The organism is Geodermatophilus sp. SYSU D00703 (genome assembly GCF_054050155.1).
The window spans coordinates 66,729-79,740 of the sequence record NZ_JBJGYU010000004.1; the positions used below are offsets into that span (position 1 = coordinate 66,729).

Consider the following 13,012-nt stretch of genomic DNA (forward strand, 5'->3'; position numbering starts at 1 on the left):
CCCGACAGATGCAGGGCCGCGTTAGATGCTTCAGTCGTCGCGGCCAGGCATCGTCGTCGGGACGGCGGATCGCTCGGTGTTGCCCGCGGCGAGCAGCTCATCGACGGCGCGGTGCAGGGCGTCGGCGATGGAGCTCCCCGGCAGCCGCTCCGCGACCGCCCGTTCGACGCTCGTGTAGTACCAGAGCAGCTCGTCGCGGCAGGCGTTGAACGTCGACCAGAAGTCCTGCCCGTACCGGCGGACGTCGGCGGCGATGCAGAGCCCGTTGTGCGTCTTGTCGGCCGCGGTCACGAGCAGGGCGTCCAGCGGCTTGTCGGCGAGGCCCGCGACGTACGGACGCTTCCGCTCGGCCCACGTCCCGCTGCGGTTGCCGTCGGCGTCCAGGCCGTCCGAGCACGCGCGCACGATGTCGGCGACGGCGTCCCCGAACGTCGTCCGGATCTGGGCCAGCACGGCGCCGCCGGTACCGGCCGGCGCGTCCTCGACGGCGTCGTGGAGCAGGGCAGCGATCGCCTGGTCCTCGTTGCCGCCGTGCTCCATGACCAGCGCGCTGACGCTCATCAGGTGCGTCATGTACGGCACTCGCGAGCCCTTGCGCAGCTGCTCCCGGTGGTGCCGCGCCGCGAACACCAGCGCCTCGTCGAAGCGCTCGGTCAGCGGGCCGGCCCCCATCGAGCGGCGGTCCCCCAGGGTCGTGGTCACGCGTTCTCCTCTCCTCTCAGGACGGCGGCGACGATCGAGTCGACGTCCGCCGGCACGGTTGTCGTCCGGGACGCTGCCCGGATCGCTGCGTACTGCGTGTACGGGTCGTCGCCCTTGGCCGCCCAGCCCAGCTCCGGCGCCCAGTAGCGGACGACCTCGACCTCGTCCGAGCCCGCCGAGCGGGTCACGGTCGCGGAGTCCTCGCCGCCCAGCCGCAGCTCGAGCACCTCGTCGCCGGCCGTACGGGTCAGGGAGCTGACCGAGACGCCGGGTACCGCACCGAGGACCCCCAGCAGGACGGCGTCCCACCCCACTCGGTCACCGCTCGCGCCGATCCAGCGCAGCCGCACGTGCGTCGTCCCGCCGCGCTGCTCCTGCGACAGCACCCGGTACCGGCCGCCGGTGACGAGCTCCTGCTCGAACGCCTTGACGCCCGACGCGACCCACGCGGGCACGGCCGGGAACGGCCCGACCAGCTCGAACAGGAACCGGGTGCCGAAGCTGTCGGCCACCTCGCGGCTCAGCGACACGCCCCACAACGGCATCTCGATCCGGCCCGTGCGCAGCTGCCGCTCGATCTGCGGGTCCTCGTCCGGCTTGGACGTGATGCCCCGCCCGGCGAACCCGAGGAGCGGCAGCCCGACTTGCGCGTTCCAACCGTCGGCGTCCATGTGCGGTGCCGCGTTGACTGCCCTCAACAGGTGGACGCCGGCCTCGAGGAGCTCGCGGGACGCCCTGGCCTGCTGCTCGTACCCGGTGATGAACCCGGCGCGGAAGTAGTGGCGGACGCCGGTCAGCACGCGCGCCGCACCGCGGATCGGCGAGGACCCCACGTTCTGCCCGCCCTGCCAGAGGGTGCATGCCGCAGCCAGGTCCTCGGCCGAGACGGGAGATTGCCGGTCCGGACGGGCCCACTCCGCCGCCCGTGTCTGGTCCTTGCGCAGAACGGCCACCGCCCGCTCGACCTCGCGGACGACGAGGTCCACCGCCTCGTCGGCGGTCGCCGCCGTCCCCGCCGTCGTCCGCTTCAGGTCGAGCGCGAAGCCGTCGTCCGGAGTAGGCAGCTCGACCGTGCCGTCGGGGCGCAGGTCGACCCACTGCGTGTAGTAGGTCAGCGGGTGCCGGCTGCTGATCGTGACGCTTAGCCCGCCGTCCCGGCCTTCCTCGACGCGGACGGCGACGTCCTCCTCGTCCCACCTGGCGACCCGCGCCACGACGTGGCCGCGCACACCAGCGAGGTCCAGGAGGCTCACCAGCAGGCCCCGCAGGCACCGCTCGGCAACAGCTCCATCTGGCACGCTGGACAGATCTTCGACGCCTGCTCGCCCTTCTTGGGAGACCCCGTGCCCACGCTGGACTTCGGGCCGGTCGCCCGCCAGCCCATGGCTTCCTTCGCGATGCCCAGGACGACGGCGTAGCGGTCGCCCAGGGAGTCGGCGGCGACGTGGAGGTACGTGGTCGCCGGCGTCTTGTTGTCGAGCGTGGCACCGGGGACCTCGCCGACGACCTGGAGCGCTCGCTCGGGCGACAGCGCGATCGAGATCCACGTCTTGTGTGCGTAGACCGCGACCGCGTTCTCCGTCGAGGGGCGCAGGCTGACGTACTGCGCCTGCCGGTCGGATTCGACGCTCGTCCAGCCGGCGAGGTCGGTGGCGAGCGCCCGAACCGGAGGCGCGGGATCCAGGTCGTCGAGGTGGTCGTGCAGCGTGCTCATGGCGGCTCCCCGTGGTCTCCGGTCAGCGGTTCTGCTCGAGGCGGTGCAGGGCGGCGGTGAAGCTGTCGTTCCACAGGCCGAGGTGCTCCCACCGCTGGCGGACGTAGTCGGTCGCTTCGGCGACCGACATCCCCCTCTGGCGTACCAGCCAGCCGCGCAGCACCAGGCCGGTGCGGGAAGCGCCGCCGTGGCAGTGCACGAGCAGCCGGTGCCCCTCGGCGCGCAGCGCGGCCATGTCGTCGAGGACGTCGGCCAGGACGGCGTCCAGGTCGTGGTTGTGGTCGTTGTCGGCGATGTAGGCCATCCGGTGCGTCCGGTGGGGGAACGGCTCGCCGAGCCGGCACAGCGAGATGACGGCGAAGTCCTCCTCGCTGTACCGGGCGCCGTCGAGGTTGCCGGCCCAGATGCCGGGGCCCTCCTCGTCGGCCGGGATGACCTCGCGCGGGCCGATCCGCGGGATGACGCCGGGGTCGTACGGGTCGCCGTCCTTCCCGTCGAGCACCGCCGCGAGCTCCTGCAGGGCAGCCAGTCGCCACACCTTCTCGCCGTGCCCCGGCACGCGGCCGTGCACCACCGAGGCCCACCGCGCCGGGATCCCGCCCATGCCGTACACCGCCCCGGCCAGCCCGCCAGCGACCGCGGCCACCGTGTCGGTGTCTCCGCCCAGGTCGATGACCAGCCGCATGACCTCGGCGAAGTCCCGGCCGTGCCGCAGCCCCCACACCGCCTGCCCGAGCGTGGGCCACACCGCCCCGTTGGACTCGGTGGCGTCCTCGGGCGTCCAGTCCGGCGCGAGCACGATGGCCCACCGGCCGCGGTGCTCGTCGGGCACGGCCTCCAGCGCCGACGGGATCGCGACCAGCGGGTCCCCGCCGTCGAGCGCCACCCGGATGAGCTCGTGGAAGACGGCGCAGCCCTCGCCGGCGGATGGGTCGCCGTGGGTCAGCGCGGAGATCCGGCGGGCGGCGTCCATCATCGTCTCGCGCCCCTCGCGGGCGAACCGGATCGCCGCGGGCGTCGTCCGCATCAGCGATCCATTGCCGGCGGCCCGTCCCGAGCGGCGGAAGTGCTCGGCCGCGGCGACGTCCCACGGCCGCCCGGAGCCGAGCACCTCCCGCGTCTGGATACCGACGTCCTTCGGGCCGGCCGCCGCCCAGGCGCGGAAGCGGTCGAACAGGTCGGCCTCGTCCAGGTCGCCGCGCTCGACGAGGGACGTCGCGACGAGCAGCGCCATCTGCGTGTCGTCGGTGAACTCGCCCGGTTCCCACGGACCGCCACCGCACATCTCGGTCTGCGAGCCGCGGGCCGGCTCGGGGAAGCGGGCGGTGAACCGGCCGGGCGGGCCGAACTCGAACGGGGCGCCGAGCGCGTCCCCGACGGCCGAGCCCACCAGCGCGCCGGCGACGCGGGAGGAGCGGTGGAGCGTCATGGATCAGGCCTCCTGGAGGGGGTGGGTCAGGTCGACGGCGGTCAGGTGGACGGTGCGGCCGTGCCAGGTGACGGCGTCCAGCCACACCCGGCCGCCACCGCGGGAGCGGCGGCCGAGGCCGGCCGGTCCGTCGAGGGTGAGCCGGGTCTTCTCGACCCGCTCGGCGAAGCCGCGGACCAGGGCGGCGGGCGTGCGGAGGTCCGGGCGGCCGAGGGTGTCCAGCGTGGCGGCCTGCAGCAGGCCCGACCAGTGCGCCTTCAGCGTGCGCGCGGAGTCGAACAGCTCCAGCCACGCGGGGCGGCCGGCGACGCCGACGAGCAGCCCGCGCTGGCCGGCGAGCGGGCGCAGTTCACGGGTGAGGTCCCGGGCCCGGGGTGCCGCCCGGTCGAGGCGCTCGGCCAGCGAGTCGGTGGCCGACGGGCCGGCAACGGCCTCGTAGCGGCTCACCCGCCGCCACACCTCGGCCTGCGAGTCGAGCCGGGGGAGGACGGCGAACGGCACGCGGCGGGCCTGCCGCCGGTGGATGGCGTCCCCGTGCCAGCGGCCCTGCTCGACGCAGACGACCGGCAGCACCGTGGGCCGGTTCGGCGGGAGCAGGGTCGTCGCGGTGAGCGCCCGGTGCTGCCAGCCCCCCTCGAGCAGCTCCCCGGCCAGCAGGAGCACCGGCCGGTCGGCCCGGTTGGTCAGGACCAGCTGGTCGACGGCGGGGGAGCCGGCTCGCTCCTCGACGTCGACGGGCGCCTGCCCCCCGGTCAGGTGGTCGGACGCCACCGAGGGTGCGTCGGTCCAGACGGGGAAGACCGTGAGCGGTCCGCGGTGCGTGCCCTGTCCGACGTGGAGTCGAACGCCGATCCCGTCCATCCCGACCACCCTCTCCAGCATTTACGCGATGGCGCGCAAACACAGGTTAAGCGAGGTGCGCGTAAAGTCAAGGGCGTGTACCGCGACTCCTTCGGCAAGACCCTCGAGGACTACCCGCGGCCCTCGGTGGCCGTCGACACCGCCGTCCTGACCGTCGGGCCGAACGGCACGCTGGACGTGCTGCTCGTCCGGCGCGATGGCGCCCATCAGCGCGACGCCTGGGCGCTGCCCGGGACGTTCCTGCACCCGAGGGAGCGGCTGGCCGACGCCGTCCTGCGGTCGCTTGAGCAGAAGGCCGGTCTGCGGGGGACGACGCCGCGGCAGCTGCACGTCTTCGACGATCCGAGGCGCGACGAGCGCGGGTGGGTCCTCTCCGTAGCGCACGTCGTCGTCCTCCCGTGGCACACCATCGAGCCGGTCTTGGCCGCCCGCCCGGACGACGACCGGCTCTGCCCCGTCGCCGAGGCGACGGGGCTGCCGTTCGACCACGACGCCATCGTGCGGCGGGCGGTGCGCAACCTCCGTGCCCGTTACCGCCGACGCCCCGATCCGGAAGCCCTGCTGCCGGCGCCGTTCACGATGCGGCAGCTGCGCGAGGTGCACGCGGCGGTGGCCGGCGTAGCCCTCGACGAGCTCAAGCCGGACGCCTTCCGCCGGCACATGGAGCCGCAACTGCAGGACACGGGGCGGACGACGGAACGGGCCGTCGGTCGACCCGCGGCCCTCTATCGGCGCTCAGGCGGCTGACCCCTCGCTCGCGTGCCTCGGGCACCCGCCGTCGGACGGGGCGGTGGGAACGGAGCCCCGCTCGGTGCCGCCCGCGGTGATCAGCTCGTCCACCGCGCGGTGCAGCGCCGCGACGATCGCGTGGTCCCCGAGGCGCTCGGCGACCGCCTGCTCCACGGCGGTGTAGTACCAGAGCAGGTCGTGCTCGCAGGCGCTGAACGTGCCCCAGAAGCCGGGGCCGTAGGTGCGCAGGTCCCGGGCGATCGACAGCGCGTTGTGGATCTTGTCCGCCGCGGTGACGAGCAGGGCCTCGTCCGACTTCTTGCCCGGCGTCCTCAGACCGGTGACGTAGTCGAGCTTGCGCTCGCGCCACGGGCGCTTGCCGTGCCCGTCGTTGAGCGAGTCGCTGCACGCCTCGACCATCGACCGCACGGACTCGCCGAACTGGTCCCCGATCGCCCGGAGCACCTCGGGGCCCTGCCCCTTGGCGGCGTCCTCCACGGCGTCGTGCAGCAACGCCGTGATCGCCTGGTCCTCGCCGCCCCCGTGTTCGAGCACGAGTGCGGAAACACTCATCAGGTGCGAGAAGTACGGGACACGGGACCCCTTGCGGAAGTGGAACCGGTGGCGCTCGAAGGCGAACTGCAGCGCGTCGTCGAACCGCGTGGTCAGCGCGCCGGCGCCGAACGTCCGACGGGCTTCAAGGGTGGGGATGGTCGTCATCGGGCTCCTCTGCTCGGGATCTGCACCTACTTCCTACCCGCAGGGTCCGACAATTTGCGCTGATCCGAGAAAAACCGCGGCTACCGGTGGGGCGAATCCCCGCCACGGCCACCCGGCCCGCCACGCAGGGCGTTCGCATCAGGCCGCCGCCGTGCTCCTGCACGGGCGGGGGGTGTGACAAACCCCGGTTCTGTGGGTGGCGCCTGCCACCATCCGCGCCCGGCCGTCACGGGACGGCCTCGAGACGGGAGTGGCATGGCTGAACCAGTCGGCGTCCAGGTGGGTCGGGTCTGTCCCGGGTGCGGGCGGGAGGACTCGGTCCCGCTGCGGTGGGGCCTGCCTGCGGTCGAGGACATGCGGCTCGCCGAGCGCGGTCTGGTCGCGCTGGGCGGCTGCATGCTGCCGGAGGACGAGCCCGCCCTCAGCTGCCGAGCCTGTGGTCTCGAGTGGGGGCGTAAGGGCGACCCAACCACCGACGAGCAGGCGTTGGCCGACCTGCTGGGCGTCCAGTACGCCGACGTCGTCCGCGCGCTCGGTACGGGATGGCGACGGGAGAGCGCCGCTGAGGACCCGGTGCAGTGGTTCGTCAGCGGCGAGCCGGCGCAGGTCGCGGTCGGCGTCGAGGGCCCCTCGTTGGTGCTGGCCCGTCCGCTGACCAGCTGGGGCGAGCGAACCGAACTGCAGCCGGCCGACCGGCGCGAGTTCAGCCGCGACGACCTGCTCTGGACCCCGGAGGTCGTCGCCGAGGCGGCCGAGGCCATCGCCGCGCGCCGACGCCGCTCGTTCCGCTGGTGCCGCTCCTGCCGCCGTCCCCACGCACCTGAGTGGTTCGTCGGCGCAGCAGGGACCTGCCGACAGTGCGTCTCGCTCCTTGACGGTGTCGACGCGGAACACCGCTGGACCTCGAAGCCGTAGTCGCAGCCGCGAGGCCTGCCTGGTCAGCGCCGGGACCGGGTGTCCTGTTCAGCCGGGCAGCCGTCGCCGGCGCCGTCGGGACGCACGGACGCTGACGATCGCGACGTTCACGCCGGCCGCCACTCCGTACAGCCAGGGCAGGTGGAGGTCGAAGTGGTTGCTGAGCTTGACGGCGATCAGTGCCACAGCGAAGACGCCCAGGAGGACCCAGCCCAGGTCGCCTCGGCCGGGGGCGCGGGTCGGTTCTCTCCGGTGGTCACAGGTCGGCCTCCTCCAGGCGGGGTCTGCTGGAGCACTCCGGCCACCACGGTCGGAGGCGCTCCTGCCTGACCGAGCTTGGCGTCGAGCACGAGCACGAACGAGGGAGGCAGCCCGAGTGCCACCGAGGCGGACCCCCGTCACGGACTGGTGTGGGCCCTTCCCGCTCCGGCGATGCCGGAGAACGAGCTCGGACGGGCGCGAGCAGTACCCGCCCGCACGCACGAGGGAGCTCTGGGACCAGTGAGGCGGTTGCGGGTGGCATCCGTCCTAAACGCACGTGTTCCGTCCCGCTCCGTGTCATCGTCCGTCGGACGCCGCACCGGATGGACCGCAGTGCAGCGCGGTCGAGAGCACAGAGGAGTCGTCGTGACCGTTGACGCGGAGATGCGGCCGTGACGGCGCGGGTCTTCCCCGACGAGCCGCAGTTCGTCACGGCGTCCGAGGAGCTGCTCGTCCGGATGCTCCAGGAGCAGCTGCCCGACGACGCCGTCCTCTTCTGCAACCTGCGCTTCAGCGACCGCGGGGAGGACCGCGAGGCCGACCTCATCGTGGCCTGGCCCGGTCTGGGCGTCGCCGTCGTCGAGGTCAAGGGCGGCAGCGTGTCCCTGCAGCGCGGGGTGTGGCGGCAGGTCGGGGACGGCGTCGACCGCGAGATCCACCCGGTCGACCAGGCCGTCGCCTGCAAGTACCTGCTGCGCGACTACCTCGCCGAGCACCCGCGCTGGTCCGCGGGCCGTCCGCGCCTGGCGCACCTCGTCGCACTGCCGGCCACCACGCTGCCGGACGCCTTCGTCGCCCCGGGGCTCGCCCGGTGGATGGCCCTCGACAAGACGGACGTGCCGCACGCGGCCGCGCGCATCCGTGCGGCGCTGCAGAAGGTGCGGGACGAGCCGGACCCGCCCACCGCCGAGGACGTCGAGGACCTCGTCGACTGCCTCGCCGGGACGGCGATCCCGCAGCAGCACCTCGTGGCCTGGCTCGCCGAGCGGGAGGCCGCCTGCGACCTGCTCACCAAGGACCAGGCCAGGGTCCTCGACCTCCTGTCCGGTCGGCACCGCGTGGAGATCACCGGCGGCGCCGGCTCCGGCAAGACCTGGCTGGCCGTGGAGAAGGCGCGTCGCCTCGCCGCGGACGGGCACCGCGTGGCGCTCATGTGCTACTCGCGCGGCCTGGCCGAGTTCCTGCGGCGGTGGGTCGAGAAGCTCCCGAAGCGGCAGCGGCCGGACTACGTCGGCACCTTCCACTACCTCGGCATCGGCTGGGGCGTCCCCGAGGGGTCGGACGACGACAGCCGGTACTGGGAGGAGTTCCTGCCGGCGCGGATGGTGTCGCTGGCCCGGTCCCTGCCGGAGTCCGAGCGCTTCGACGCGATCGTCGTCGACGAGGGTCAGGACTTCGCCGCGAGCTGGTGGGACGCCGTCCTCGCGGCACTGCGCGACCCTCAGAAGGGGGCGCTCCACGTCTTCTCCGACGAGGGGCAGCGCATCTTCGCACGGCAAGGGCGGCCGACCGTCCAACTGGAGTCGTTCCCGCTCACCGAGAACCTGCGCAACACCAAGCAGATCGCCGGGACCTTCTCCAGCCTGGCGCCCCGCATGAGGGTGCGCGGGCTGTCCGGCGTGCCGGTGCGGTTCGTCGAGTGCACCTCGGAGCAGGCCGTCGACGTGGCGGACGACGTCGCCGCGGCCCTGCTCGAGGACGAGGACTGGCCGCCGGAGTCGGTGGCGCTGCTGACCACGCACGCTCGTCACCAGGTGCAGAAGGAGCGGCAGGCCGCCGGGCAGGACGCCTACTGGGCCACCTTCTGGGACGACGAGGACCCGTTCTACGGGCACGTGCTCGGCTTCAAGGGCCTCGAGCGGCCGGCCGTCGTGCTCGCGGTCAACGGGTTCCGCGACGAGGCCAGGGCTCGGGAGATGTTGTACGTCGGCCTCTCCCGCGCCCGCGACCTGCTGGTCGTCTGCGGGGACCTGGAGCTGATCCGCCGCGTCGGCGGCGAGGCCGTCGCCCGGCGGCTCACCGTGGGGAGCACGGCATGACCACGGTCGAGACCATCTGGGACCTCGTGCGCCGCGGCGCCGACACGCTGCCCGAGCCGTTCAGCAGCAAGCGTCTGATCGACTGGGTGATCCGGCAGCGTCCGGACGTCCAGGAGTCGTCAGTGCGCACGCACATCCAGTACGCGACCGCCAACGCCGGGAACGCGCGCAACCCCTTCGGCCACCGGCGGCCGCTGCTCGACCGCGTCGGCCACGGCGAGTATCGCCGGCACCGTCCGTCGGCTGGAACTCCGGCGCCGCCCACGCCGCAGCCGACGGCTCAGCCGCCGGTCGTAGGACGTGCCGACGTCGTCCTGGTCGGCTGCTCGGACTCGAAGGCGCCGTCCGCCCGACCGGCGGAACGGCTCTTCACCGGCGCTGCGTTCGTGAAGGGGCGCGCACACGCGCTGGCCACCGGCCGCCCCTGGTACGTGCTGAGCGCGAGGTGGGGGCTCCTGGCACCCGACGACGTCGTCGCGCCCTACGACGTCTATCTGGCAGACCGGCCGACGCAGTACCGGACGGCGTGGGGCGCCTGGGTGGTGGCCCAGCTGGCCGAGCGGCACGGACTCCGCGGCGCAGCGGTGGAGGTGCACGCGGGTGAGGCGTACTGTCTGCCGCTCGCGGGTCCGCTGGCCGCGGCCGGCGCGACGCTGCACCAGCCACTGGCCGGCCTGCGGCAGGGAGAGCGGCTGGCCTGGTACGGGAGGGCGCGCAACGACCTCGAGCTGATCAGCCGCTCTCAGGAGATCCCCGACATCAGCTCCCTGCTCGACCCAGCGCGGACCATCGCGCCCGCCGACTTCCTCGCAGCGGGACGCCGGGCCGCTGACCGTCCCGGGCTCTACAGCTGGTGGGTCGACACGGCGGGAGCCCACGAGCTCTCCGGCCTGGGCCACCGGGTCGCTCCCGGACTGGTCTACGCCGGTCGAGCCGGCGGTGTGCGCACGAACGGGTCGGCCTCCACGAACACCCTGTGGGGCCGCGTCGCTGGCATGCACCTCCAGGGCAACCGCAGCTTCTCGACCTTCCGGCTGACCCTCACCGCCGCCCTCCGACACGAGCACGCGCGGGTCGTGGACGAGTCCTCGCTGACTCGCTGGATGCACGACCACCTGCGCGTCGCGGTGCTGCCACTGGCCGCCGCAGACGTCCTCCCATCGGAGGAGCGCCTGCTCGGGCTCACTGATCCACCGCTCAACCTCCAGGGCGTACCGGTCACCCCGCTGCGCCGGACCTTGAGCCGGCTGCGCTCGTCGGTCGTCGCCGAGGGCTGAGCCGCTGATGACCCCCGAGGCGCTCACGAGTCCTCCAGGCACGTCCTCCCTCAGAGATCGCGCGGGATCCGGTGCCGCGCAGCAACTCGGATCCCGAACACGAGAGGCCGCAGTGTCCGCACACACGCCTGTCGTCCCGCTGCTGGAGTCTGTCCCCGGCGTCTCGCACGTCGACGCCACCACCGACCGCGCCAACTCGATCGTCAACACGGTCGTCCGATGCGTCTACGAAGGCCGACGGGCCGTCACTGTCGGCACGGACACGAGGACGCAGATCGGTGCCCTGCTCGACCTCGTCGACCTGCACCTGGCCGGTGTGGGCGCCGGCACGCCGGTTGCATCCGACGAGGTCGTCCTGCTGATGGTGCAGGACCGGTGGGACACGGAGGCGGAGGGTGCGCTCCGGACGCTGGCGGCGCAGCTGCGCGGCCCGTTCCGGGTCCTGCTGCGACGGCTCAACAGCAAGGGTGAGGTGTTGTCGATCAGCGCGGGTGGGCTCGACGATCTCGGGGACCACGAGAAGTACCGGTACACCGAGTGGCGGCGTTACCTCATGGACGTCGGCGACCGTCCGTCACCTCTGGTCGATCGACTCCTCGACGGCGTGCACCGTGAGGACTTCCGGGCCTACCCGATGCTGACCTCCAAGGGCTGGTGGTCCCTGCGGCTCGAGGGCCTCGAGGTCGCCCAGGTGGGACCACGCCACGGCCGGCTCGACGTCGGCAAGGACTACCAGGGGCGGCGCGGGCCCGAGCGCACGACATGGCTGGGCACGGTCCCCGAGGGACGCCTCGAGGTCACCGAGGACGACGTGTCGATCGCTCGCGCCACCGAGGCGATCAACCACTTCGCGGACACGTGGGAGAAGGTCCTCTCGGCGCGGCCCAGGCACAACGAGCACGCTCTCGAGTCCCGCATCCTGCGCGGCGCCGTACCGATCACGACCGCCGACGGTGCCCTCGAGATCCTGCGGATGCCGGGCACCGACCGAGTGAGTTGGGGCAGCCAGTTCCCGACCCGTTGGGGAAGGACCGCGTCCAACGCCGGCCGCTATCTCGACGCGCTCCTCCGTGACGGGCCGACGCCGTGGGCACTCGAGATCAAGGTCGAGGGACCGTCGGGTGTCGGCTCGTACTACCGGCACGCAGTGCACCAGGCCGTCCTCTACCGACACTTCATCCGGGAGGCTGTGCATCTGGCGCCCTGGTTCGAGCGATTCGGCCTCGACCACACCGCGTGCCGCGCCGCCGTCGTCGTGCCGGAGTTCGCGGCGCGCGACTCGCCCTGGCCCGGCCGCCTGGCGCGGGTGTGCGACACGTTCGACGTCGAGCTGATCACTGTGCCCCAGCACGTCGCCCGGGCCGGGCGGTTCTCGGCATGACGGTCTTCGGCGTGCGCCGTCGGACAGGGAGAGCAGCGGACCGGCGTGATGCCGGGACGTTGAGTGGCGGTGATCGGATCTCGGTCTGGTCCCGCGAGGCCCGGGAGAAGCTCATCGAGACAGCGCGCAGCTATCACGCGGTCGTCACCTACAGCGAGCTGGCTCGGCACGTGCAGGAGGCATCGGGTGTGCACACCCGGCAGCTCATGCGGTACTGGATCGGCGACGTCCTGTTCCGGGTGGCGGAGGACTGCGGTCAGCGGGACGAACCGATGCTCTCGGCGCTCTGCGTGACCCAGGACGGCGCCGTCGGCGGTGGCTACGTCGGGGCGGTGCGGGCCGTGTGCGGGATCGAACCCGAGCAGCCCGACGACCACGCTGCGGAGCAGCGGCTCGAGTGCTACCGCTACTTCGGCGCTGAGCTGCCGCCGGACGGCGGGCGTCCGGCGGTGACGGCGCAGGTCCAAGCACGCCGGGACAAGCAGCGGCACACCCGCCAGCCCGCGCGGCGGGGCGGGATGTGCCCGAGCTGCTTCACCGAGATGCCGGTCTCCGGCGACTGCGCCTTCTGCACATAGTCGGCTCAGGCCGGGCGCCATGGTGGTTCCTCCTCGCCCGGCAGCAGCTCTTGCCAGGGCCGACCCGATTGAGTGGACGCCGTCCGCAGCCGTACGCCGGATGCGAACGGCCGGCCGGTGGCTTCCGAGCAAGACGCTGTGGCGACTCGCCGACATGGCCACCGGCGCCGTCCGAGTCGACGCCCGGCTGCCCCGCGGAGTCATGGTGCCGAGCGCGAGGGGCTGTGCCGATACAGGAGAGGTAACGCCTCGCCGAGCCAGGAGCGCCGACGTGCCCAGGTCCACCGCGCCCCGGTCCCGCTCCAGGCCGAGCAAGGGCGCCCGCACCAAGAAGGGCTCCCGGTCCCGCAGAGGGAGGACGGCGAAGGGCCGCCGCCGGTCGAGGTCCGGGCGTGGTCTTCGAGCG

13 protein-coding genes are annotated in these 13,012 nt (G+C 73.0%); 6 read left to right on the top strand and 7 right to left on the bottom strand.

Translation table 11 applies throughout. The annotated features are described in order from the left end of the window. Positions 1 to 30: 30 nt before the first annotated feature. From ACI782_RS06915 to ACI782_RS06935, 5 genes are read right to left on the bottom strand one after another with little or no spacing between them, the layout of a single operon-like run. Positions 31 to 702 (bottom strand): HD domain-containing protein, encoded by a 672-nt coding sequence (locus ACI782_RS06915; protein WP_456907459.1) that lies wholly within the window; start codon positions 700 to 702, stop codon positions 31 to 33. After that, a complete protein-coding gene (locus ACI782_RS06920) occupies positions 699 to 1,955 on the bottom strand; it encodes a hypothetical protein (protein WP_456907461.1) in 1,257 nt (418 codons plus the stop codon). The genes ACI782_RS06915 and ACI782_RS06920 overlap by 4 nt, the downstream gene beginning before the upstream one ends. Then, on the bottom strand, positions 1,952 to 2,416 hold the full coding sequence (locus ACI782_RS06925; RefSeq protein WP_456907463.1) for a hypothetical protein: 465 nt from the start codon (positions 2,414 to 2,416) through the stop codon (positions 1,952 to 1,954). Before ACI782_RS06925 ends, ACI782_RS06920 begins: the two co-directional genes overlap by 4 nt. A 22-nt stretch (positions 2,417 to 2,438) precedes the next feature. After that, a complete protein-coding gene (locus ACI782_RS06930; RefSeq protein ID WP_456907465.1) occupies positions 2,439 to 3,845 on the bottom strand; it encodes an ADP-ribosylglycohydrolase family protein in 1,407 nt (468 codons plus the stop codon). A 3-nt stretch (positions 3,846 to 3,848) separates the two neighbouring features. After that, entirely contained in the window at positions 3,849 to 4,727 is an 879-nt protein-coding gene (locus ACI782_RS06935) for an ARPP-1 family domain-containing protein (protein ID WP_456907467.1), read from the bottom strand. Positions 4,728 to 4,781: 54 nt separating this feature from the next. Here ACI782_RS06935 and ACI782_RS06940 point away from each other — a divergent pair, with 54 nt between their 5' ends. Beyond that, complete coding sequence (locus ACI782_RS06940; RefSeq protein WP_456907469.1) at positions 4,782 to 5,453, top strand: NrtR DNA-binding winged helix domain-containing protein; 672 nt, start codon at positions 4,782 to 4,784, stop codon at positions 5,451 to 5,453. On the opposite strand, the gene ACI782_RS06945 is transcribed toward ACI782_RS06940, so the two are convergent. Then, complete coding sequence (locus ACI782_RS06945; RefSeq protein WP_456907471.1) at positions 5,442 to 6,155, bottom strand: HD domain-containing protein; 714 nt, start codon at positions 6,153 to 6,155, stop codon at positions 5,442 to 5,444. The two genes, ACI782_RS06940 and ACI782_RS06945, sit on opposite strands and share 12 nt — an antisense overlap. A gap of 255 nt (positions 6,156 to 6,410) precedes the next feature. On the opposite strand from ACI782_RS06945, the gene ACI782_RS06950 reads away from it, so the two are divergent. Next, positions 6,411 to 7,070, top strand: a complete 660-nt coding sequence (locus tag ACI782_RS06950) for a hypothetical protein (protein ID WP_456907473.1) — start codon at positions 6,411 to 6,413, stop codon at positions 7,068 to 7,070. A 48-nt stretch (positions 7,071 to 7,118) separates the two neighbouring features. On the opposite strand, the gene ACI782_RS06955 is transcribed toward ACI782_RS06950, so the two are convergent. Continuing rightward, a complete protein-coding gene (locus ACI782_RS06955) occupies positions 7,119 to 7,256 on the bottom strand; it encodes a hypothetical protein (protein WP_456907475.1) in 138 nt (45 codons plus the stop codon). A 467-nt stretch (positions 7,257 to 7,723) separates the two neighbouring features. Here ACI782_RS06955 and ACI782_RS06960 point away from each other — a divergent pair, with 467 nt between their 5' ends. The 4 genes from ACI782_RS06960 (at position 7,724) to ACI782_RS06975 (ending at position 12,606) form a co-directional block, all read left to right on the top strand. Continuing rightward, complete coding sequence (locus ACI782_RS06960) at positions 7,724 to 9,370, top strand: NERD domain-containing protein (RefSeq protein ID WP_456907477.1); 1,647 nt, start codon at positions 7,724 to 7,726, stop codon at positions 9,368 to 9,370. Further along, complete coding sequence (locus tag ACI782_RS06965; protein ID WP_456907479.1) at positions 9,367 to 10,647, top strand: DUF6884 domain-containing protein; 1,281 nt, start codon at positions 9,367 to 9,369, stop codon at positions 10,645 to 10,647. Before ACI782_RS06960 ends, ACI782_RS06965 begins: the two co-directional genes overlap by 4 nt. Positions 10,648 to 10,759: 112 nt before the next feature. Further along, positions 10,760 to 12,028 carry a hypothetical protein gene (locus ACI782_RS06970; protein WP_456907481.1) on the top strand — a complete coding sequence of 423 codons (1,269 nt, stop codon included), beginning with the start codon at positions 10,760 to 10,762 and terminating at the stop codon, positions 12,026 to 12,028. A gap of 59 nt (positions 12,029 to 12,087) precedes the next feature. After that, positions 12,088 to 12,606: a hypothetical protein gene (locus ACI782_RS06975; RefSeq protein ID WP_456907483.1), complete on the top strand. Its 519-nt coding sequence runs from the start codon at positions 12,088 to 12,090 to the stop codon at positions 12,604 to 12,606. The last annotated feature ends 406 nt before the right edge of the window (positions 12,607 to 13,012 follow it).